The 20,920-nt window shown below is 59.8% G+C and carries 19 protein-coding genes; 8 read left to right on the plus strand and 11 right to left on the minus strand.

What is annotated here, in order from left to right; translation table 11 throughout:
- Window positions 1–3: 3 nt before the first annotated feature.
- Together ACM6JM_RS01665 and ACM6JM_RS01670 are read right to left on the minus strand one after the other, a co-directional pair.
- On the minus strand, window positions 4–801 hold the full coding sequence (locus tag ACM6JM_RS01665; protein WP_074687842.1) for an isocitrate lyase/PEP mutase family protein: 798 nt from the start codon (window positions 799–801) through the stop codon (window positions 4–6).
- 23 nt (window positions 802–824) lie between these two features.
- Window positions 825–1,907, minus strand: a complete 1,083-nt coding sequence (locus tag ACM6JM_RS01670) for a bifunctional transcriptional activator/DNA repair enzyme AdaA (RefSeq protein ID WP_103386498.1) — start codon at window positions 1,905–1,907, stop codon at window positions 825–827.
- A gap of 325 nt (window positions 1,908–2,232) precedes the next feature.
- Between ACM6JM_RS01670 and ACM6JM_RS01675 the strand changes: the two genes are divergently transcribed.
- Entirely contained in the window at window positions 2,233–2,571 is a 339-nt protein-coding gene (locus ACM6JM_RS01675; protein WP_103386497.1) for a hypothetical protein, read from the plus strand.
- Between the two features lie 445 nt (window positions 2,572–3,016).
- The gene (locus ACM6JM_RS01680) at window positions 3,017–3,430 is read left to right on the plus strand and encodes a VOC family protein (RefSeq protein ID WP_039770856.1); all 414 of its coding nucleotides are present in this window, start codon (window positions 3,017–3,019) and stop codon (window positions 3,428–3,430) included.
- On the opposite strand, the gene ACM6JM_RS01685 is transcribed toward ACM6JM_RS01680, so the two are convergent.
- Entirely contained in the window at window positions 3,427–4,047 is a 621-nt protein-coding gene (locus tag ACM6JM_RS01685; protein WP_064595457.1) for a LysE family translocator, read from the minus strand. The genes ACM6JM_RS01680 and ACM6JM_RS01685 overlap by 4 nt on opposite strands.
- 275 nt (window positions 4,048–4,322) lie before the next feature.
- Between ACM6JM_RS01685 and ACM6JM_RS01690 the strand changes: the two genes are divergently transcribed.
- Window positions 4,323–4,928 carry a biliverdin-producing heme oxygenase gene (locus ACM6JM_RS01690; protein ID WP_163974709.1) on the plus strand — a complete coding sequence of 202 codons (606 nt, stop codon included), beginning with the start codon at window positions 4,323–4,325 and terminating at the stop codon, window positions 4,926–4,928.
- On the plus strand, window positions 4,925–7,162 hold the full coding sequence (locus tag ACM6JM_RS01695) for an ATP-binding protein (RefSeq protein WP_414881211.1): 2,238 nt from the start codon (window positions 4,925–4,927) through the stop codon (window positions 7,160–7,162). Before ACM6JM_RS01690 ends, ACM6JM_RS01695 begins: the two co-directional genes overlap by 4 nt.
- An 8-nt stretch (window positions 7,163–7,170) precedes the next feature.
- Here the strand turns inward: ACM6JM_RS01695 and ACM6JM_RS01700 are convergent, their stop codons facing one another.
- Window positions 7,171–7,926 (minus strand): type 1 glutamine amidotransferase domain-containing protein, encoded by a 756-nt coding sequence (locus ACM6JM_RS01700; RefSeq protein WP_103386494.1) that lies wholly within the window; start codon window positions 7,924–7,926, stop codon window positions 7,171–7,173.
- A gap of 143 nt (window positions 7,927–8,069) precedes the next feature.
- Here ACM6JM_RS01700 and ACM6JM_RS01705 point away from each other — a divergent pair, with 143 nt between their 5' ends.
- Entirely contained in the window at window positions 8,070–8,696 is a 627-nt protein-coding gene (locus tag ACM6JM_RS01705; protein ID WP_074687850.1) for a LysE family translocator, read from the plus strand.
- Between the two features lies 1 nt (window position 8,697).
- Here the strand turns inward: ACM6JM_RS01705 and ACM6JM_RS01710 are convergent, their stop codons facing one another.
- From ACM6JM_RS01710 to ACM6JM_RS01735, 6 genes are all read right to left on the minus strand, one after another.
- Window positions 8,698–12,351: a hypothetical protein gene (locus ACM6JM_RS01710; RefSeq protein WP_414881212.1), complete on the minus strand. Its 3,654-nt coding sequence runs from the start codon at window positions 12,349–12,351 to the stop codon at window positions 8,698–8,700.
- A gap of 413 nt (window positions 12,352–12,764) precedes the next feature.
- The gene (locus ACM6JM_RS01715) at window positions 12,765–13,598 is read right to left on the minus strand and encodes an AraC family transcriptional regulator (RefSeq protein ID WP_039770846.1); all 834 of its coding nucleotides are present in this window, start codon (window positions 13,596–13,598) and stop codon (window positions 12,765–12,767) included.
- A 67-nt stretch (window positions 13,599–13,665) separates the two neighbouring features.
- Window positions 13,666–14,073, minus strand: a complete 408-nt coding sequence (locus tag ACM6JM_RS01720; RefSeq protein ID WP_414881213.1) for a hypothetical protein — start codon at window positions 14,071–14,073, stop codon at window positions 13,666–13,668.
- Window positions 14,074–14,190: 117 nt separating this feature from the next.
- Window positions 14,191–14,694, minus strand: a complete 504-nt coding sequence (locus ACM6JM_RS01725) for a VOC family protein (protein ID WP_039770842.1) — start codon at window positions 14,692–14,694, stop codon at window positions 14,191–14,193.
- Window positions 14,695–14,812: 118 nt separating this feature from the next.
- Window positions 14,813–15,484, minus strand: coding sequence for a class I SAM-dependent methyltransferase (locus ACM6JM_RS01730; RefSeq protein ID WP_414881214.1), 672 nt, complete (start codon window positions 15,482–15,484; stop codon window positions 14,813–14,815).
- 38 nt (window positions 15,485–15,522) lie between these two features.
- The gene (locus tag ACM6JM_RS01735) at window positions 15,523–16,671 is read right to left on the minus strand and encodes a GGDEF domain-containing protein (protein ID WP_414881215.1); all 1,149 of its coding nucleotides are present in this window, start codon (window positions 16,669–16,671) and stop codon (window positions 15,523–15,525) included.
- Between the two features lie 110 nt (window positions 16,672–16,781).
- On the opposite strand from ACM6JM_RS01735, the gene ACM6JM_RS01740 reads away from it, so the two are divergent.
- Window positions 16,782–17,174 carry a GFA family protein gene (locus ACM6JM_RS01740; RefSeq protein WP_039770837.1) on the plus strand — a complete coding sequence of 131 codons (393 nt, stop codon included), beginning with the start codon at window positions 16,782–16,784 and terminating at the stop codon, window positions 17,172–17,174.
- 38 nt (window positions 17,175–17,212) lie between these two features.
- Here the strand turns inward: ACM6JM_RS01740 and ACM6JM_RS01745 are convergent, their stop codons facing one another.
- Window positions 17,213–18,043, minus strand: coding sequence for an alpha/beta fold hydrolase (locus ACM6JM_RS01745; RefSeq protein WP_039770835.1), 831 nt, complete (start codon window positions 18,041–18,043; stop codon window positions 17,213–17,215).
- A 240-nt stretch (window positions 18,044–18,283) separates the two neighbouring features.
- Here ACM6JM_RS01745 and ACM6JM_RS01750 point away from each other — a divergent pair, with 240 nt between their 5' ends.
- Complete coding sequence (locus ACM6JM_RS01750) at window positions 18,284–18,739, plus strand: (2Fe-2S)-binding protein (RefSeq protein ID WP_007956954.1); 456 nt, start codon at window positions 18,284–18,286, stop codon at window positions 18,737–18,739.
- 17 nt (window positions 18,740–18,756) lie between these two features.
- A complete protein-coding gene (locus ACM6JM_RS01755) occupies window positions 18,757–20,919 on the plus strand; it encodes a xanthine dehydrogenase family protein molybdopterin-binding subunit (RefSeq protein WP_074687855.1) in 2,163 nt (720 codons plus the stop codon).
- The last annotated feature ends 1 nt before the right edge of the window (window position 20,920 follow it).

The following is a 20,920-nucleotide window of genomic DNA, read 5'->3' on the forward strand; positions in this document are numbered from 1 at the left end:
GAGTTACTTCAGCAAACCGTTGACTTCGCCATAGGTGAAGGCCTTGAGGTCATGGGTGTCGAGCTTGCCGCTGGCGAGAAAGCTTTTCACCAGCGAACCCATGGCGCCGTACATGAACTCGGCGATCCCGGAGCCTGCGCTCAAGCGGCGCACGCCGAGGGCTATCAGTTCTTCGGGAGAGGGCAGGCAAGCGAAGCCCAGAACGTTGACCGGTAAAGTTGTGCCCTTGCAGATTGCTTCGATTTCGTAGGCGGACGTCACCCCGGCAGCGAACAACCCATCGGCCCCGGCTGCCTGATAAAGCGCGGCGCGGTGCAGGGTTTCGGCGACGCGATCCTCGGCAGGCACCAGGCTTTTCAGATAAACGTCGGTGCGGGCATTGATGAAAAGCTTCACATTGCGCTTGTCGGCCACCTGTCGCGCGACTTCGATCTTGCGCACCAGCAGTTCCGGCGTGCCGCTGCCGTCTTCGATATTGATCCCGACCGCACCGGCGGCGATCACCGCATCGATTACTTCAGCGACCCGGCCGAGGTCATCGGAGTAACCGGCCTCGATGTCCACGCTCAACGGCACTTTGATGACTCGCGCAATCGACTCCACGCTGCTGATCAAACGCTCGAGCGGCAGAGTGTTGCCGTCCGGGTAACCGTGGGCCCAGGCGACCGCGGCGCTGCTGGTGGCGACCGCTTTGCCACCCAGTTGCTCGACCAGTCGCGCGCCGGTGGCGTCGGCGACGTTGGTCAGGATCAGCAGGCCATCGTGGTGCAACTGGTGAAACTGAGTGTCGAGCGCGTTCATCGAGATCCCTTCTTGTCGGTTGTTCAGAAAGCCAGTGGTTGCGTCAGCTGCACGGCGGCGTTTTCCAGCCGGAGCAAAAACGCCTTGCGCGGTTGCCCACCACCATAGCCGGTCAACGAGCCGTCCGCACCGATCACCCGATGGCATGGCACCACGATCGACAGCCGATTCTGCCCGTTGGCCAGCCCCACAGCGCGACTGGCGCCGGGTTTGCCCAGCCGCGCTGCGATGGTGCCGTACGTGCTGGTGTGGCCGTAGGGGATTTGCCGCAGTTCGCTCCAGACCTGCCGGGCAAACTCGCTGCCGGGCAGGTGCAGCGGCACGCCGAATTCGCTCAGCTTGCCGGCGAAGTACAGCGCCAGCTCGTTTTCGAGCTGCTGCAAATGCGCGTTGTGCCCCGGTGCGACCACGTAGCCGTAGCGGTTCTGCAGTTCTTCGACTTCCCGGGTCAGCGCCGGGCGGTCGAGAAACTCCAGCAGCACCAGTCCACGGCGTTCGGCCATGGCGATCATCGGCCCCAGCGGCGTGGTCAGGCGAGTGAACAGCAGCGGCTCGCTGGCTGCCGCGCGTCCCGGCGTGATGTGGAACGATTTCTGAAACGCATCGCGAAAACCGCTGAGGGATTCATAGCCGGAATCGAACGCGGCGTGGTCGATGGACGTGCCTTGCTTGATCCCGCCCAACGCCATGCCGAGCCGGCGGGTGCGCAGCCACGCGTGGAAGGTCATGCCGAAATGCTGCTTGAACCAGCGCCGCAGCTTCAGCGGCTCGATGCCCTCGGCGAGCAATTGCGCATCGCTCCAGCGCAGCTCCGGATCGGCGTCGACCGCTTTTAGCAGCCGCTGCACCCAGTCCGGGGCGATGGCCGCAGCGTCTAGCGGTTTACAACGCAGACAAGCGCGGTAACCGGCGGACAGGCACTCGTCAGCGTGGGCGAAGAACTCGACATTTTCCGGTTTCGGCTTGCGCGCCGTGCAGGTAGGGCGGCAAAAGATCCCGGTGGTTTTCACGGCCGTGAAGAACACGCCTTCATAGGCAGTGTCGCTTGCGAGCATGGCGCGAACCATTTCGGCGTGAGGGGGCAGGGCAGCGGTCTGTATGTTCATGGGCCGAGGATAAAACCAGTTATTCGACGGCTCCACCGAAAAATCGACAGTGAATTTTTGGTGCGCTTCACTAAACGGACCCATTCAAGCTGTCGGTACCACGATGTTCTCGCTAAGGCAGATTACATGACCGTTTGTCGGTTTTCGACCGACACCTGTTATTTCTGACAGTAGACGTGATGATTGATTATGCGTTTACTTGCTGTGCCTCAGATTCTTATTGTTTGAGGGCTGTGAGATGCGTTTCTTTGTAACTGTTCGACGAAGCGTTTGCGGAGCATGAATCCTGTGTAAATGATTGAGGCCAATATAGAGGATTATAAAAATGTCCAATGAAGAAGCACTGCCAGCTATGAAGTTCCTTAATGTTTTTGGTGAGATTAAAAGGAGCAGTTTGATCGAGGGGAAATTATTTATTCTAATTAGAATGCCGAAGCCGGAGAGCGACGGTACCTGTACCGTATGGCTGGAAGCTGATGAAAAAACCGTAAAAACGATTGATTTTCCGGCCGGCTCCGAGAATTTCGTAATTACTCACTTATCTGAGGACGACTTAGTGAAGCTAGGTAATGGTAAGTATTATTTTGATTATGGTAAAGCGCCTACGCCTGGTCATCCGGTATTCATACCTTCCGATAAAGTGCAAGTGACGATCAATTTGTAAAAAAAAGGATCCTGGATTTGGCTCGGTTTGAGACTTGATAAGAAGATGAGTATGTTCTGATAACAATGGTTATTTGGATGTGCTTGGTAAGTTGAGCCATTTTTATTTGGGTTTTTCTGCAAGAAATTGAAGTCCGATGCCAGTATTGGCATCGGATTATTTTATGTGTCTCGCTCGGCATTGAAACTAACCTACCTCATCGCCTTCACCCCCCGGCGCTATTGATGGGCTGAATTCTTTGTTCGATCTTGCGCCCGCGGTTTGATCAGTTCGGCAAGCAGCGACGAACAGTTTCAGGTCAGATCCAGATTCGCGATCGAAGGGTTATGTGTCCACAAGCCGAGGATAAAACCAGTTATTCGATGGCTCCACCGAAAAATCGACAGTGAATTTTCGGGCCGCTGCACTACAGTGATCGGGTCGCTACAACTCGGGAAATGAAGGTATGCCACCGTTCACGATTCAACACATCGATCACATCGTGCTGCGCGTCGCCGATCTGCAACGCAGCATTGATTTCTACGACCGGGTTTTCGGCGCCGAAGTGGTCAAGCGCAATGAAAAGTTCGGTCTGGTGCACCTGCGCGCCGGCACGTCGATGATCGATCTGGTCGACCTCGACGGCGAAATCGGTCGCAAGGGCGGCGCCGCTGCCGGCAGCGAACGGCGCAATGTCGATCACTTCTGCCTGCGCATCGAGCCGTTCGATGAAGCGGCGCTGGTCAGTCATTTGCAAGCCTGCGGCCTGACCGTCGAAAAAGCCGCCACCCGTTTTGGCGCCGAGGGCTACGGCCTGTCGCTGTACTGCTTCGACCCGGACGGCAACCAGGTCGAACTCAAGGGCCCTTCCGAAGCTTAGGCGCGCTTGGCCATTAACAATACCGAAGCTGCCGCCGACAGCAGCCCGGCGCAGCAACGGTTGAAGATCCGTTTGCCGCGCGGCTCGGCGAACCAGCGGCGCATGTGCAGGCCCATGTAGGCGTAAGCGCTGATGGCGATCCATTCCAGCAGCAGGAACAGCACGCCCAGCAGCATGAACTGCGGGGTGATGGCGCGGGTCGGGTCAACGAATTGCGGCAGGAATGCGGTAAAGATCAGGATTGCCTTGGGATTGCCTGCCGCCACCAGAAACTCCTGACGCGCCAGGGCCAGAAGCCCGTTCGCCGGCGCAGTAACCGCGTCTTCGGCGGCAGGATTGGCCCGCCACAGCTGCCACGCCAGATACAGCAGATACCCCGCGCCGACAATCTTGATCCCGTAGAACAACAGTTCGGACGTTTGCAGCACCACCGCCAGCCCGGCCGCCGCGAGGGCGATCATCCCGGCAAACGCCAGCAACCGCCCGATCCCGGCCACGCAGGCGCGGCGATAGCCGTAGCGGGTGGCGTTGCTGACCGACAGCAGGTTGTTCGGCCCCGGCGCCATGTTCAGGGCAAAACAGGCGGGCAGGAACAGGGAGAGGGTGGCAAGATCCATGGTGCGGGCTCCGGTGGCGGGAGCGCTATTTCTATCATGCAGGCGTGTGGGCCTGAACCGTACAGTCAGGTAGCAGAGTCGCGGTACAGCGATGGACGGGCGCGAATCCGTTCGAACTTTCTGCTGCCCCGTCAACTCTGAAACCATCACAGGGTGATGAATCCGACAGAAAAAAATCATCTGGCGGGTCAGAAAGGCCAATTGCCGTGTAAGCTTTCGCGCCATGCTTCTCCATTCCCCCATGGCCCCAGGCGGCCCATTGTACGAGCGACTACATGCAAGCAAAGGCCCGCGAGGTTCATGTACCACCGGTGTTGCAAGATCTGCGCGCCGGCACGGCCGAACTGCACATTGCTCTGGAAAAACGCCTTCCTTTCTTCTCCGACACCCTTGATCTCCACGCTTTCGAGCGACTGATGCGCGCCTATTACGGCTTCTATCAGCCACTGGAAAGCGCATTGCAGGACAGCGGCGAGATCCCCGCCGATTTCGATCTGGTTTCGCGGCTCAAGACCCCGACTCTGCAACGCGATCTGCAGGCGCTGGGCGCAAGCGGCGGAGAGTTTTCGCTCTGCCGCCAGTTGCCCGCCATCGACTCCGCCGCCGCCTGCCTTGGCGTGCTGTACGTGCTGGAAGGCGCCACCCTCGGCGGACAGATCCTGCGCCGGGAAATCGCCACGCGGTTGAGCCTGGGCGCGGACAACGGCGCAGCGTTTCTGGACATCTACGGCGCTGCCACCGGCCGGCGCTGGCGCGATTTCATCGAATACCTGGGCAGTCGCCCGATGGACGCCGACGAGCGTGAAGCCGTCGTGGCGGCCGCCCACACTACATTCAGCTGTTTCGAGCGCTGGCTCGAAAGCCAGGAGGTTCTGGTATGACCCCGCAAGACAAAGAAGCCTTTGAAGAGTTGCTGGCCAACTGCGCCGACGAGCCGATCCGCTTTCCTGGCGCGATCCAGCCGCACGGTTTGCTGCTGACCCTGAGCGAGCCGGACCTTTCGATCATCCAGATCAGCGCCAACGTCGAAACCTTGCTCGCGCGCCCGGCGCAAGAGCTGATCGGCCAGCCCCTGCAAAGCCTGATCGGCGATGCCCACGCTGCGCAGGTTCGCGAGGCCTTGCAGCAACCGGCCTTGTCCGATGCGCCGCCGCTGCACTTTCGCCTCAACGGCACGGCGTTCGAAGGTTTGCTGCACCGGCATCAGGATGTGCTGATTCTGGAGCTGGAAATCCACGTCGAAAACTTCCAGCCGCGCAACGTCGCCGGCACCGAGACCCATCTGGGGCGGATGCTCGCGCGCCTGCAAAAGGCCCAGAGCCTGCAGGCGCTGTACGACATCAGCGTCAAGGAAATCCAGGCCATGACCGGTTACGACCGGGTATTGATCTACCGTTTTGAGGAAGAGGGCCACGGCCAAGTCATTGCCGAAGCGTCCGACCCCTCGATGGAAGTGTTCAACGGTCTGTTTTTCCCGGCCTCCGACATCCCCGAGCAGGCCCGCGAGCTGTACCGCACCAACTGGCTGCGGATCATCCCGAATGCCGACTACCAACCGGTGCCGCTGGTGCCCAAGTTGCGCCCGGACACCCAGACTCCGCTGGACCTGAGCTTCGCGACGCTGCGCAGCGTGTCGCCGATCCACTGCCAGTACATGAAGAACATGGGCGTGCTGTCCTCGATGAGCATTTCCCTGCTCAAGGGCGACAAGCTCTGGGGCCTGATCAGTTGCGGCAATCGCCAGCCGCTGCATGTACCGCATGAATTGCGCACCGCGTGCCAGACCATCGGCCAGGTGCTGTCGTTGCAGATCAGCGCGATGGAAGCACTGGAAGTCAGCCGTCAACGGGAAGAAAAAGTCGAAGCGTTGGCGCTGCTCAATCAAGCAATGATCGATTCGCCACAGAACGTATTCGATGGTTTGGCCAACCAGCCACAAGTCCTGATGGCGCTGGCCAATGCCGGCGGCATCGCGATCATCGAAGACAAGCAATTGCACCGTTACGGCAACTGCCCGGAGCCGGAAGAGATCCGTGCCCTGCACAAATGGTTGCAGGAGCGTGGCGAGCCGGTGTTTGCCAGTCACCACCTGGCCAGCGTCTATCCGCCGGCCGCGCACTATCAGCAAGTTGCCAGCGGCGTGCTCGCCATGAGCCTGCCCAAACCGGTGGACAACGGCGTGCTGTGGTTCCGCCCCGAAGTCAAAGAGAACATCAACTGGAGCGGCGACCCGCGCAAGCCGCTGGATTTGGAAAACTCCGACGCCGGCCTGCGCCTGCGGCCGCGTACTTCGTTCGAAATCTGGAAGGTCGAGATGGCCGGGATTTCCACCAAGTGGAGTCACGGCGATCTGTTCGCCGCCAACGACTTGCGTCGCTCGGCGCTGGAAAATGATCTGGCCCGTCAGGTGCGCCGGGAGCAGGAGGCGGTGCGTGCCCGCGATGAATTGGTTGCTGTGGTTTCACACGATCTGCGCAACCCGATGACCGTGATCTCGATGCTGTGCGGCATGATGCAGAAGGCTTTCAGCTCCGACGGGCCGCACACTTCGCGGCGCATCTCGACTGCGATCGACACCATGCAACAAGCCGCCGGGCGCATGAACACGCTGCTGGAAGACTTGCTCGATACCTCGAAAATCGACGCCGGCCGCTACACCATCGCGCCGCAGAAACTCGATGTCGCGCAGATGTTCGAAGAGGCGCAATCGCTGCTCGCGCCGCTGGCGCTGGACAAGGACATCAGCATCTCGTTCGAGGCCGATCCCGACCTGAGCATCCATGCCGACCCCGAGCGACTGTTTCAGGTGCTGTCGAATCTGGTCGGCAACGCGATCAAATTCACTCCGCGCCTGGGCACGGTCGACGTGTATGCCAAATCGGTCGGTGACGACATCGTCTTCACGGTCCGCGACAGCGGCGAAGGCATTCCCAAGGATCACCTGCCGCACGTATTCGACCGTTACTGGACGGTGAAGGAAGGCAATCCGACCGGCACCGGGCTGGGCCTGTATATCACGCAAGGCATCGTCGAGGCCCATGGCGGGCAGATCGTTGCCGAGAGCGAGCCGGGGCAGGGCAGTGAGTTCCGTTTCACCGTGCCGCGTCTGGACTGAAACGCGGATCAGCGCTCGGGTGGCTGCAACATGGCCACCCATTCTGCGGCGAATCGATGGCAATCGCCTGGCCAGCGCGCTGTCAGCAGTTGGCCGTCGCGCACCACAAATCCTGATTGCAGTTTCTGCGCACAATCGCGCTTGGCGATCAGCGGCCCGCGTTGGAAGTCGGCTTTGCTGGCCAGCGCGGTCTTCACTTCCGCTTCGACGGTCTGCTTGTAGGTGCGGTAGTAGCGCCCCAGCCACGCAGCTGTCATCAGCCACGCCGGCAACTCCATGGTTGCCGCGAGCAACGCCGTCACCTTGCGCCCGAACAACACCGAACGCCCGGTGTCGGGGTCGAGCGTCCTCGCCAGCAACAGCACACCATGACACACCGCCGCCACGGGTTTTTCGGCCTTGAAAAATTGCAGGGCGATCTGCTGGGCCTGCGTCGATTCCAGCAGCGTGCGCATCCCTTTGGCGTGGCCGCCGGGAATCAGCAGGCCCTCAAATTGGCTCGTATCGACATCGGCATACGCCAGCGGCTGCCTGAACGCTTCGGACTCGATCATCTGCGTGTAACTGTCCAGATCGGCCTTGCGCGTCATCAGCATCGGGCTCAACAGGCCGAAGCCGATATTCACCAACCGTGGATCGGCGTGGGCAGGCAAGCCTTGCGGCGTGGCAAAACGTACTTCGATGCCCGCATTGCGCATCGCCTGCCACGGCACGCTGCTTTCGGTCGGGTCGTAATCGGCAGAGGGCAACAGAATCAGAATCATCGAGGGGCAGACTTCCTGGTCAAAAGTGATCGCATAGCCAGAGCGTAGTGGGTCTGCGCGCGCGGGGGTAATTTCCTTCAATACCGCCTGCTGTGCGTCGGCTACCGTGAGCGCCTTGTTCCTCGATTTGAAGCAGGTGTGCGATGAGTCTGATTGTATCGATGGCGGCGTTTGCCCTGGCCGCGTCCATTACCCCCGGGCCGGTGAATATCGTGGCGTTGAGTTCGGGGGCGCAGTTCGGCTTTCGCGCGAGCCAGCGGCATGTGGCCGGGGCGACGCTGGGGTTTGTGCTGTTGCTGGTGTTGATGGGACTGGGGCTGCATGAAGTACTGAAACTGTGGCCGTCGCTGACCCGCGTGGTGCAACTGGCCGGAGTGGCGTTTTTGCTGTTCATGGCCTGGAAGTTGGCAACGGATGACGGGCAGTTGAATGCGGGAGAATCGGGCAGGGCGCCATCAATGCTTTACGGCGCGGTGATGCAGTGGCTCAACCCCAAGGCCTGGCTGGCCTGTGTGGCGGGGATGGGCGCGTTTGTCGCTGACGGCGAAGCGCGGCTGGTGTGGCAGTTTGCGGCGGTGTATCTGGTGATCTGTTATCTGTCGGTCGGGTGCTGGGCGTATGCCGGGACGTTTTTGCGTGGCTATCTCGGCAACCCGGCAGGGATGCGTTTGTTCAACCGGGTGATGGCATCGCTGCTGGCGGTGAGTGCGATTTACCTGCTGGCGCCTCAAGCCCCGTGGGAATCACTCCCACGGGTATTTGCAGGTTGAATCAGTTCAGTCCGCTCAGGGCGTCTTCAGCCGCTTTACCTAAAGGATGAAAGCGATTTTTGCGCAGCTCCGCAATCGCATACACCGCTCGCGCCGTGCGCCCGTTGCCATCGACAAAGCTGTGATAACCGAGCATCGCTCCCAGCATCTGCCTGGAAAAATGTTCACCCGCAGGATCCAGAGCCTTGGCGTGTTGTTCCAGCAACGCTGCGCCTGAAACATTGGAAGGATAGCGTGCCTCCCCCGTTGGACTGCGCAAGCCGCCGGCATCCTTGGGAGCAATGCGTTTGTGCAGCTCGGCGTATACCGCCGGATCGTTCAGTGGCTTGTTGTTACGGCTGAATTCGAGCAGAAGGTCCTTCACACGATCGACGTCGTTACGAGAACTGGATGCGTGAACAATCCAGGCCGCGGCGCGATCTGTGTTATCGGTCAGTCCAGCGGGATTGAACTTCAGTTCATCCAGTAGGCTGTCGAATGGCGCCTTGCCCAAATCCGTGGTCAGCAGTGTGCGCTGGTGGTTGTGCATGAACTGCAGGTTTTTGTATTCAATGGTCAACGTCGTTTCGAACAACTCGGGCAGTGTATTGTGATTGCTGAACTGGTGGAGATTAGCCAGCGTATATTTTTTCGCCTGTTGCCTGATCAGACTTTCGACCACTTGTGGATCCAGCACTTTCTTCAACGACTGGGCCGCGTCGGACTGGCGCGCAATGTCGCCCAATGTCTTTTCCAACAGGTGCGCGAGCTCCGACTCGGGAATCTTGCTCAATCGTTTTGCGTCGTTTGCATGCAGTTTCTGCAGAACCTGATGCGCATCCTCTATGAGATCATTTTTGAACAGTGCTCGAGCGTGAGCGACGGTATCCAGCGACGTTCGAAGTTGGGTAGCCGAGCCGGTGTGCTCAATGGCTTTGATCAGGTCGTAGCTGTTGGCACCGGTCAGAAACCTGAGTTGCTGCTTGGCTTGATGTGCCAGTGAGAGCGTATGGCCGCTCAGTTTCGTCAGCCCTCTTCCGATCAGTTTGCCACCCGCCTTGAGCAGTTGCGGCAAACCCGATAACGGATTGAACAGGCTGAGGGCCGTCTTTGCCAGAACCCGCGAAGCGGACAGCAGTTTGCCGGCGATGGCCGCAGCTTTGCTGGCGGCGGCAGCGATGGCGACGGGCGCGGCAAAAATGGTCATCGCCAGTACGGCAGCGTCGACAATACAGTCGAAAATGGCACCGCCGTGTTTCTTCGGATCCCCTGAAGTCAGTCCTTCCACGCAGCCTTTGAAGGGAATGATCAGGTTGAGAATAATGTTGAAGATAGCGTCGGTTTTTTCGATCGCCTTTTCTCGTGCGGTTTGCTGCAGGCCCAACTGGTGAATCTCTTTTTCGGTGATGTACGGATTTTGCCTGGCGACCAGCCTGCCCAGTGTTTCCATGCGTGAGGATCGATAAAAGGGTATTTGATTATCCCGGTCGCTGTGGTCGGCAGGTGCTTCAAGTACGCCGATCCTGCGGACGTGGACTCTGGACAGGACACCCGTTTTGGGTGGCACGTTTTGCAAGTAGGCCTGGAGGTCGACGGGGATCAATTCAAATTTTTTCTTGTCTGCGAAGCGAGTGTCGAGCGGGTAGCCGTTTCCGGTTATCAGCGGCTTGAAGAACGCTTCAAGATTTGGGTTGTACCGGCATTCCATCCTGAGTGGAAACAGTTCAAAGCACTTGACGGCATAACCGTGCTTTACACAAAGAATGACGCCGTAGCGCCCGGTTTCACCCGGGACGTAAGTCGCCGGACTGAAACCATAACGCCCGGTAACTCTCGCCGGTTTGTAGTTCATATTCTGAACGCAATAGATCCCGATCGCACCGTATTGGAGGGACGCTGTATCTTCCGGGAGTACCTGAGAAATGGCGATCTGGATATTGCGCGCCAGCCCCTCGAGTACAGACTCGAAATGACTGTTGGTCGCCGACTCGTAAAGCTCGGTAACGGGATAGAGATAGGGCAGGTTCGGGAAGGATTTGTAGATACTGGTGCCTTTGATGCGATCCCAGTCTTGAGTGTGAAGTTCGTCGCCCATGTAAAGGTCCAGCACTGACACTTTACGACCGGCGCCACCACCACTGCCGCGATGTTTGACCAGCAGTTCATCGGGGTCGCAATGGCGCTCCTGCGATTTCAGCTCTTGCAACGCAAGTTGTCTTCGGTCGGGCAATGGTGTGGAAAAACATTCAGCGGCTTTCAGCGTCATGTCGATGTACTGATCGTATTCGCGCATCGCGCGTTCGATTTCTTTTGCGCTGAGATCGCCTTGCGCATCTCGCGTGATGACACCGTTCATCCAGGCCCAGGTCACCACCGGGTCCACCGAGCCCTCAGCTTGTAACGCAGCCAGAGGCGCGAGTGATTTCGTCGATTGGCTGAATCCCATCAAATGTTGATAAGTCATTTTGCGGCTGGCACCGGGTGCCAGTGCTTCTACCAGATGCACCGCCTGAGTAGCGATTACCCAGGCTGGTGTTCCCATTCGCAGGCTGGACGGCCAGTCTGCAAAAAGGTACTCCGGCGCCATGCCTGCCAGAATCATCTGTGCCACCAACGGAGCGAATGGGGGAGCGACGTGCAAATGCTTGATCAGATGCGCTTCCAGTTCCGTTCGAACCTGGCTCGGATGCTGTTTGAAGTAGCGTCTGGCGTATAGATCGAAACCGGCGAAGTGGGTATTGGCAATATCGAGCGCCGGGTCGAGATCAAGCAATATCGCGGCAACCGCCAGTTGCTCTGCGAGTTCAGTCGATTGTTGAGTGGCAGCTGCTTCATTAAGCCAGCCCAGTCGGGACAGATAATCTTGCCCGTGCCGGGACGCTGTACTTTCGAGCAATTGTTGAAGGCGGTAGTCCATGCTGGTTGTAGCGCCGTCACTTGGTCCGCTCTCAATCAGCACGCTTCTGCCGAGGACATTGACGATGGCTTCAGAATACATAGTGAAACTTTGTTTCAGATCAAGAATGATTGCCCGGTTGTTTCCTTCAAGCTTGAATGGCGACGTATCTGGCGCGTCCAGCAGTTGCCAATAGTTTCCATACTTCGGGGGCTCGGGCAATGTCGAGAAGTTCAACAGGTCCAGCAGGTCACGGGTCTCTTGTTCGTTTGTCGGTACTTGCAATCCGTTGAATCGCAGCCACTGGCCGACACTGATTTCGTCTCCTGACACGATCCATCCGCCGCTGGATGCGGCGATCCTGGCCAACAATCGCAGATCGTCTTCCAAGTCCGCCCGACCTGTGACATCCACGGTGATATCCCTGAGAGAAACAAACGGGGTAGCAGGCCGACCGTTGCTGGAAACCAGATTTCGATGACTGAAGTAGAGCCGGCCTCGCTCATCCAGCAGAAAAATCGCGTTGTCCGGAATCTGGTGGCGAGCGCGGACAAAGTGAAAATCGTCGTGGCGAAGAAGTATGGAAAGCGAAACTTTACTGCTGCGGTGAATCTGGTCAAATGTGCTGTCCTCCACGCACGGAACCAGAATTTCATCCCATTTCCAGCCAAGGCGTTCATTGGCGTATTTATCGTCGATAAAGTTTGTAATGGTCTGGCTTACTGTCTTCTTTTGAAGTGTGTTGTTGGAGTTGTAAACATAGTTGTCCATTGGCTTCATGACTCGGAATCCATTCTCTGGTAGCGAAATAAATGAGATGTGTGGTGGTTGTTTATTGACTGTCGTTTTTGTGCGGTAGACAGGTTTTTAGAGTAAGGCGCCAAGGCGAAAATTGGCGTGGATTAATGTTCGAAGTGTTTCTTTGTCGTGGCGGGAATGAGAGGGGGGATTATTTTTAAAGGCCTGAAGCTTTGTTGGCGATAAATATGTATATCTTTCCGGGTATGTAGACTTATCAAAGTGACCGAGGCGCCTCTGTAACCTGATCGTTCCCACGCTCTGGGTGGGAATGCCTCAAGGGACGCTCCGCGTTCCAGCTCTGGAAGGGACGCGGAGCGTCCCGGGCTGCATTCCCACGCAGAGCGTGGGAACGATCCAAAACATTTCAGTGCGACGGGATTGAGCGTGTGGAGCTATCCCCGATACTGCCCCGGCGTAGCCGCCAGATGCTGCTTGAACGCCCGCTGAAAATGCGCCTGATCAGCAAACCCCGCCTCCAGCGCCACATCCGCAATCAACTGCCCGCGCCGCAAGCGCTCGCGGGCGAACTGGATGCGCTGGTTGACCAAAAACGCATGGGGCGTCATGCCGTAATGCTGTTTGAAGGCGCGGATCAGGTAGGACGGTGACAGCTCGGCAGCGGCGCAGATGTCGTCGAGGCTGAGCAGGTCGGTGCAGTGTTGGCGGATGAAGTCGGCGGCGCGTTCGAGTTTGCAGTTCGGTTCGCGCAACGGTTGCTCGATGGGATTCAAACGTAGTTGCAGGTCGCTGAAAAACTCCACGGCTGCGCTCTGCTTGCACAGCACGTCTTGCTGATCGTCGACCAACACGCCGTACAACCCATTCAAGTCGCGAAACAGGCGGGCGTCATTCAAATGGGTATCGGTAAACCGCCGAAACTCAAGCTCCGCGCTGAACCCCAGCTGATGCTGCAGATCCGTCAGCCACGGCGTTTCCACATACAGCATCAAATACGACCACGGTTGGTCATCGATCGGGTTGCACGCGTGCACGTCCCCCGGATTCATCAGCACCACGGTGCCGGCCGCCACTTCGAACGAGGATTGCTCATGCACATAGGTGCTGCGTCCGGCGGTGATCGCGCCGATGGAAAAGTGCGCGTGGGAATGACGGGAATAGCAGACCTCGCGGCCATCGGCGATGGCCCGCGCTTCAATGAAGGGCAGGGCGTCGTCGCGCCAGAAGCGAGGGGCTTGTTCGGGGTTCTTGGCGGCAGCGTGTTTCATCGTTGTGATTCTCGGCAGTCGGGCCTGAGTTTAGCGAGCGCTGACTGCCGTTGGCCAGTCATCGTTATTACACGAACTCCAGATCGATTAACGCACTATCACCGTGGACTTCGATCTGAACCCTCGTGAATGAAGGCTGGATGGTATGTCCGAATGCTTTCTCGCCAGCACCATGCGCAGGTTCAATGAACTCGTCAATCTTCGAACCATCCTGCGCAAAAAAGCGCACAGTCAGTCCTTTATCTGCGTTTGCAAACCAAAAGCTGAAGCTGTTTTGGGCCGGGTTGAGGTCGATCTCCACGGTGCCTGGACGAATGACCAGGACTTGCCCATTAACGTGGGTACCGCTTGATCCCTGAATGGACATCGGTGCTGTAGATCCTGGCAAAAGGTGAAAAGGTACCCCGTAGCTGGTGAATGTCTGCCCGGGAGCATAAGTTTTTGATGCCTGATCTTCGAAATCCACTGTGTTCATGGCGGCATACCTTCAAATGGAGGAATGGCCATGGTCAAGCACCGTCAGATCAAAAACACCTGTCATATCTGACAGGTTACGTGGATTCCCGATGAGCGGTTGGCTGCGTTCAGCGGCTTAGCTCTGGCCGGCGAAGGCTCGTTCCAGTTCGGCGATGTCGAGTTTTTTCATCCCGAACATGGCCTGCATTGCCCGTTGGACTTTGGTCTGGTCGGGGTCGGTCATCATGTGCATGAACGCCACCGGCACGATCTGCCACGACACGCCGAACCGGTCCTTGAGCCAGCCGCATTGCTGCGCTTGCACCGGCCCGCCGGCGCTGAGGTTGCCCCAGAAATGGTCGACTTCCTCCTGGTTCTGGCAATTGACCTGAAACGAAATCGCCTCGTTGAACGTGAACACCGGGCCGCCGTTGAGTCCGGTGAAGGTCTGGCCGTCGAGTTCGAAACTGACGGTCATCACCGAGCCTTCCGGGCGGCCGTGGAATTCCTGGCCGACCTTGCTGTAGTGGGTGAGGGCGGTGATTTTCGAATGATCGAAGATCGAGCAGTAGAACTTCGCCGCCGCTTCGGCCTGATCGTCGAACCACAGGCACGGCGTCAGCTTTTGAAAGCGTTGCATGGCAGTCATCCTCGGCAGGTTGGACACGCTGGATTAATAGCGTAGTCAGTCTGTGGTCGGCTGGCAGCGCAACGGGCCGAATGGTCGGTTGCTGCGAGTCAAGCCGAGGCTCCAGGGTTTACCCGCGACGCTCGGCAATCATCAGCAACGACTGCGGCACCGGGCTTTGCGGATGCTGCGGCTCGCGCAGGCCGGTCAACTGCAGGCCGGCCATGTCCAGCGCATTGAGCCAGCTGGACAAGGTGCGGAAATACCACGGCATCGGCTGCCAATCGCCCTGGAGTCCGTCGAAGGTTTCTTCCCGCCAGCCGTCCTGATAATCACCGGCGGCCGCCGACCACGGATGCAGCGTCTGGATCACCAGTGCACCGCCCGGCACGAGCAGGGCATTCATCGCCGCGAGCAGTGGAATGATGTCCTGATGCAGCAGGGAAAAATTGGCGCAGATCAGGTCGTAATCGCGGCCAATGTCGACCTTCGTTTCACCCAATTCTTCGTAGCTCGCGACATGCACGGACGGTGAACCTGCCGTTCGCGCGGCCTCGACCAGCGTCGGATCACCGTCTACGCCGACCGCCTCGAGTCCTCGCTCGGCCAGCGCCCGCAACAGCCAGCCTTCGCCGCATCCCAGGTCGAGCACGCGCTCCGGCTGACGCCCCATTACCGCCAGCAGAATGGCCTGATCGGTCACCTGCCGGCGACTCTCAATGGCGCCGCTGCGCACGGCTTCGGTCCAGGCCCGGGCGTTGTGCTGCCAGCTCTGGAGGAGGGTGGATTCAGGCGAGGACATGACGGACTCCGGGATCGCGGGATGCAGGCAAGGATAGGTCAGGTGTAGTCGGCCAGCTGAATCCGGTTACGACCGCCGCGCTTGGATTCGTAGAGCGCGCTGTCGCCCTGTTCGATCAACGCCGCGAGGCTGGCCGGCGGCTGATCGAACACCTTGGCGCCGATGCTCAGGGTGACGGCCTGCGGGGTGGTGTAGGTCTGGGAAGTCATCTGCTGAAACTGCTCACGCAGCGCACAGCCCAGATCCATGATCTGTGCGTGGGACGCATCACCCAGCAGCATCACGAATTCGTCACCGCCCAACCGCGCTGCCAGTGCGCCTTTGGGCAGCACCGCGCGGATCATTTCGCTGAGGGCGATAAGTAACCGGTCGCCGGCGGTGTGGCCGTACAGGTCGTTGATCAGTTTGAAATTGTCGATGTCGATCAGCAGCAGCGCGCCGGGGCGGGCGCTGGAGACTTCGTCGAGCAGACGCGGCGCGCGGACTTCCAGGGCGCGGCGGTTGTACAGCGCGGTCAGCGGATCCCGGGCGGCCAGTTCGGCAATCTGTTTTTCCCGCCGGTAGCGCTCGGTGCCGGTCATCGATAGAGCGATCAGCATGATCGCCATCGCGCCTTCGACCAGGGAAATCTGAATGATCTCGCCGCGCAGCGACGCCAGATCGATCAGCGTGCCGGGAATCACCGCGATGATCGCCTTGATGAAATAGAACGCGCCGTGGATCAGCAACACATAACGCAACTGCACCGCGCCGACGCTCAACGACTTGCCATGAGGGCGCAGCAACAGGCTGGCCCGCAGCATCGGCGCGGCCACCAGCAGCGAGTTGGCCATCAGCATGATCTTCGACCACGACGGATCTTCCGGTAACAGCAGCAACGCCAGCCAGAGCAGGAACATCAGGTACCAGGCCCGCGACAAGCGCTGCTGGGTAAACCGCGCGACTCCCAGCAGAAACAGCCAGTGCGCGACCACCAGCAGGCCGTTGGCGAACCAGATGCCGATCAGCGGATAACCATTGGCGCGCAACAGGGCCAGGCTCGAGCCGACGGTGATGGTGGCGAAACCGGCGCTCCAGAACAGCAGGGAAGATTCGCGGATACTGCGCCATTCGACCGCCAGATACAGGGCGGCCGCCGCGGCCAGGGCGGTGGAAATGGTGAGCATCGTGAGAGGATCGAGCGCCATGAAAGGACAGGTCTGCCTGGATAGTGTTAAAGGGCCACGATTGTAAGCGTTCCCCCAATGGGCTGCTATTTTCACTCACCGGATATTCCATTTTCAGGCGGAGGTGTCCCATGGACCGATTGACCGGCGGTTGTCTGTGCGGCGAGGTGCGGATCGAGGCGTCGGGGCGACCCTACAGGGTTGGCGTTTGCCATTGTCTTGACTGCCGCAAACACCAGGGCGCGCTGTTTGCCGCGTCGGCGATCTTTCCCGAGGATGCTGTGACGATCAGCGGTGAAACCCGTGACTATGCGGGGCGGCATTTCTGTCCGCGCTGTGGCTCGTCGGTGTTCGGCCGCAGCGGCGATGAAGTCGAGGTCAATCTCGGCGCGCTGGATGCACCGGATCAATTCCAGCCCACGTACGAGCTGTGGACGGTGCGTCGCGAGTCGTGGCTACCGGCCTTTCCATTGGCCAGACACTACGTGCGCGATCGTGAGAGAACGGGGCGAACCGAAGAATAGCCGGGGTCAGGCAGGGCGCCTGACCCCGGCGGGTATGATCAGCCGCGAATGAACGCCAGCAGATCCGCGTTGATCGTCGCAGCCTCGGTGGTCGGCATCCCGTGGGGGAAGCCCGGATAGATCTTCAGCGTGCTGTTTTTCAGCAGTTTCGCCGACAGCACGCCGGCGTTTTCATAGGGCACGATCTGGTCGTCGTCGCCGTGCATGACCAGCACCGGGATCGAGATGCTTTTGAGGTCGGCGGTGAAGTCGGTCTGGGAAAAGGCAACGATGCCGTCGTAGTGAGCTTTGGCGCTGCCGATCATGCCTTGGCGCCACCAGTTCGCAATGATCCCTTCCGATGGCTTGGCGCCGGGGCGGTTGTAGCCGTAAAACGGCCCGCTGGGCACGTCGCGATAGAACTGCGCGCGATTGGCTGCCAGTTGCGCCTGAAGATCGTCGAACACCGACTTGGGCAAACCACCGGGGCTGCTGTCGGTTTTCACCATCAGCGGTGGCACGGCGCTGATGATCGCGGCTTTCGATACCCGATCCTCGCCATGCCGGGCGATGTAGTGAATCACTTCGCCGCCACCGGTGGAGTGGCCCACATGCACGGCTTTCTGCGTCCCCAGATGATTGACCACCGCCGCCACATCATCGGCGTAGTGATCCATGTCGTGGCCGTCCCAGACCTGGCTCGAACGTCCGTGGCCCCGTCGATCGTGGGCCACGACCCTGAATCCCTGCGCCAGGAAGAACAGCATCTGCGCATCCCAGTCGTCCGCGCTCAGCGGCCAGCCGTGGTGGAAGTGAATGACCGGGGCGTCCTTGGGTCCCCAGTCCTTGTAGAAGATTTCGACGCCGTCTTTCGTTGTGACAAATCCCATGTTCGCGACTCCTGGAAAGTGTGAAAGGGCAGTTTTTGCGGTGACAAGCGGTATCAACTGTAGGAGCAAAAACGACACCCTGATCGATGATTTTCCGAACGGTGCCGGATGACCGGTGGTCGCGGCGGCTGGTCGTCGGGTAAAAATGCGCTTAGCTGAAAGGGATAAGCCGAGGCGCGCACCGCCAACGATGGCCGTAGCAGCGCCCTTCAGAACACTGTGAGTCTGAGGAAGTCCCCGATGCTGACCTTGAACATCAATGGCAAGGATCAGGAGCTCGATGTCCCCGCGGACATGCCGTTGCTCTGGGTCCTGCGCGATGTCGCGCACCTGACCGGTACCAAATTCGGCTGCGGCATGGCCCAGTGCGGTGCCTGCACCGTGCACGTCGATGGCGCACCGCTGCGCTCCTGCATCACCCCGGCCACGGCCGTCGCCCATGGCCAGAAAATCCTCACCATCGAAGGCCTGTCCAGCGACGGTTCGCACCCGGTGCAGCAGGCCTGGGCCGAACTGGACGTGGTGCAATGCGGCTACTGCCAGTCCGGGCAGATCATGTCCGCCGCCGCGTTGCTGGCGAAAATCCCCAAACCCACCGACAGCGATATCGATCAGGCGCTCTCCGGCAACATCTGCCGCTGCGGCACGTACCCAAGAATCCGCGCGGCGGTCAAACGTGCTGCCGACATCGGCTGAACGAGGGGAGGTGGGTGATGAACAGTCCTGTATCCCGTCGCGGATTTCTCAAGGGCAGCGCCGTGCTTGGCGGTGGTCTGGTGGTGGCGTTCGTGGTGCCTGGCGGCAACCGGTTCGCCATGGCGGCCGAGAACGAAGGCAAGGTCTTTGCGCCGAACGCGTTCCTGCGCATCGCGGCAGATAACAGCGTCACTGTGCTGCTCGGCCATTCGGAAATGGGCCAGGGCATCTGGACCGGCCTGACCATGTTGATCGCCGAAGAGCTGGACGCCGACTGGTCGAAGATCCGCGTCGAGCATTCCCCGGCTTCGGCTGCCGATTACGGCATGCCTGCGTTTGGCGGGATGCAGATTACCGGCGGCTCCACTTCAACCTGGATGGAGTTCGACCGCTACCGGCTCGCCGGCGCCACCGCGCGGCAGATGCTGATCGAAGCGGCGGCCAAGCGTTTCAATGTGGCACCGTCGACGATTCGCACCGAATCCGGCGTGGTGATTGCCGGCGACAACCGCGCCACCTACGGCGAACTGGCGGACGCCGCCGGGCAACTGCCGGTGCCGGATCCGAAGTCGATCACCTTCAAGGAAGCCAAGGACTGGAAAGTCATCGGCAAACCCACCAAACGCCTCGACACCCCGGAAAAAATCACCGGTCGCGCCAAATTCGGCATGGACGTGCAGTTCGACGGATTGATGACCGCGATGGTCGCGCGGGCGCCGGCGTTCGGCGCCACGGTGAAATCCTTTGAAGGCGCTGAGGCGTTGGCGATCCCCGGCGTGCACAAAGTGGTGCAAGTGCCGACCGGTGTGGCGGTGGTCGCCGAGCATTACTGGGCGGCGAAGCTCGGTCGCGATGCGTTGAAGGTCGATTGGGACCTGGGGCCGAACGCTGATCTGAGCAGTGAAAAGTTGTTGGCGAGTTTCCGCAAACTGGCGGCCACGCCGGGCACCTCGGCGGCGCAGGCCGGCGATGCCAAGGGCAATTTCGGCAAGGCAGCGAAGAAGATCGACGTCGAATACAGCGTGCCGTACCTGGCCCACGCGCCGATGGAGCCGCTGAACTGCACGGTGAAGATCAGCGCCGACAAGTGCGAGATCTGGACCGGCACCCAGTTCCAGACGCTGGATCAGATGGTTGCCGGCAAGATCACCGGGCTCAAGCCGGAGCAGGTGGAGATTCACACCGAATTTCTCGGTGGTGGTTTTGGTCGCCGAGCCAACCCGACCTCGGACTTTGTCGCCGAAGCGGTGCAAGTGGCCAAGGCAGCTGCGATGCCGGTGAAAACCGTGTGGTCGCGCGAAGACGATATTCGCGGTGGTTACTACCGTTCGATGTTTCTGCATCAGGCGAAGATCGGCCTCGGCGCCGACGGCCTGCCGCTGGCCTGGCAGCACGTGCTGGTCGGGCAGTCGATCATGGCCGGCACCATGCTCGAGAAAACCATGGTCAAGAACGGCGTCGACCAGACCTCGGTCGAGGGCGTTTCCGACAGCCCGTACATCAAGGGCCTGGCCCATCATCAGGTTGATCTGCACTCGCCGACCACCGGGATCAACGTGCTCTGGCTGCGTTCGGTGGGCCATAGCCATACCGCGTTTGTCATGGAATCGCTGATCGATGAAATGGCCACGGCGGCGGGCAAGGATCCGGTGGAGTACCGACGAACGCTGCTCAAGGATCATGCCCGGCATCTCGGCGTGCTGAACCTGGCGGTGGAGAAGGCCAACTGGAAAGCGCCGCTGCCGGACGGCCATGCGCTGGGCGTGGCGGTGCATGAGTCGTTCGGCAGTTATGTGGCGCAAGTGGCCGAGGTGTCCCAGGACAATCTGGCGATCCGCGTACACCGGGTGGTCTGTGCGGTGGACTGCGGAATTGCGGTCAACCCGCAGAGCATCGCGGCGCAGATGGAGTCGTGCATCACCTTCGGCCTGGGCATGGCGCTGCACAGCAAACTGACCCTCAAGGACGGCCATGTCGTGCAGTCCAACTATCACGACTATCAGGTGTTGCGGCTCAATGAAATGCCGCTGGTCGAGGTACACATCGTGCCGAGCAGCGAGAAACCCGGCGGCATCGGCGAGGCCGGTGTGCCGCCCACGGCGCCGGCGGTGGCCAACGCAGTGTTCGCCCTGACCGGGCAGCGCCTGCGGGAACTGCCACTGCAAATGTCGGGGGTGTGAG

The sequence above is a fragment of the Pseudomonas sp. IT-P2 genome, from assembly GCF_949767575.1.
Classification (GTDB): Bacteria; Pseudomonadota; Gammaproteobacteria; order Pseudomonadales; family Pseudomonadaceae; genus Aquipseudomonas; species Aquipseudomonas pharyngis.

Coding starts and splice junctions, on each gene's coding strand:
- ACM6JM_RS01735 (WP_414881215.1), bottom strand. CDS start 16,671: ATGGCGCTCGATCCTCTCACGATGCTCACCATTTCCACCGCCCTGGCC.
- ACM6JM_RS01730 (WP_414881214.1), bottom strand. CDS start 15,484: ATGTCCTCGCCTGAATCCACCCTCCTCCAGAGCTGGCAGCACAACGCC.
- ACM6JM_RS01665 (WP_074687842.1), bottom strand. CDS start 801: ATGAACGCGCTCGACACTCAGTTTCACCAGTTGCACCACGATGGCCTG.
- ACM6JM_RS01700 (WP_103386494.1), bottom strand. CDS start 7,926: ATGATTCTGATTCTGTTGCCCTCTGCCGATTACGACCCGACCGAAAGC.
- ACM6JM_RS01705 (WP_074687850.1), top strand. CDS start 8,070: ATGAGTCTGATTGTATCGATGGCGGCGTTTGCCCTGGCCGCGTCCATT.
- ACM6JM_RS01680 (WP_039770856.1), top strand. CDS start 3,017: ATGCCACCGTTCACGATTCAACACATCGATCACATCGTGCTGCGCGTC.
- ACM6JM_RS01750 (WP_007956954.1), top strand. CDS start 18,284: ATGCTGACCTTGAACATCAATGGCAAGGATCAGGAGCTCGATGTCCCC.
- ACM6JM_RS01710 (WP_414881212.1), bottom strand. CDS start 12,351: ATGAAGCCAATGGACAACTATGTTTACAACTCCAACAACACACTTCAA.
- ACM6JM_RS01675 (WP_103386497.1), top strand. CDS start 2,233: ATGTCCAATGAAGAAGCACTGCCAGCTATGAAGTTCCTTAATGTTTTT.
- ACM6JM_RS01670 (WP_103386498.1), bottom strand. CDS start 1,907: ATGAACATACAGACCGCTGCCCTGCCCCCTCACGCCGAAATGGTTCGC.
- ACM6JM_RS01720 (WP_414881213.1), bottom strand. CDS start 14,073: ATGAACACAGTGGATTTCGAAGATCAGGCATCAAAAACTTATGCTCCC.
- ACM6JM_RS01740 (WP_039770837.1), top strand. CDS start 16,782: ATGGACCGATTGACCGGCGGTTGTCTGTGCGGCGAGGTGCGGATCGAG.
- ACM6JM_RS01755 (WP_074687855.1), top strand. CDS start 18,757: ATGAACAGTCCTGTATCCCGTCGCGGATTTCTCAAGGGCAGCGCCGTG.
- ACM6JM_RS01685 (WP_064595457.1), bottom strand. CDS start 4,047: ATGGATCTTGCCACCCTCTCCCTGTTCCTGCCCGCCTGTTTTGCCCTG.
- ACM6JM_RS01690 (WP_163974709.1), top strand. CDS start 4,323: ATGCAAGCAAAGGCCCGCGAGGTTCATGTACCACCGGTGTTGCAAGAT.
- ACM6JM_RS01725 (WP_039770842.1), bottom strand. CDS start 14,694: ATGCAACGCTTTCAAAAGCTGACGCCGTGCCTGTGGTTCGACGATCAG.
- ACM6JM_RS01695 (WP_414881211.1), top strand. CDS start 4,925: ATGACCCCGCAAGACAAAGAAGCCTTTGAAGAGTTGCTGGCCAACTGC.
- ACM6JM_RS01715 (WP_039770846.1), bottom strand. CDS start 13,598: ATGAAACACGCTGCCGCCAAGAACCCCGAACAAGCCCCTCGCTTCTGG.
- ACM6JM_RS01745 (WP_039770835.1), bottom strand. CDS start 18,043: ATGGGATTTGTCACAACGAAAGACGGCGTCGAAATCTTCTACAAGGAC.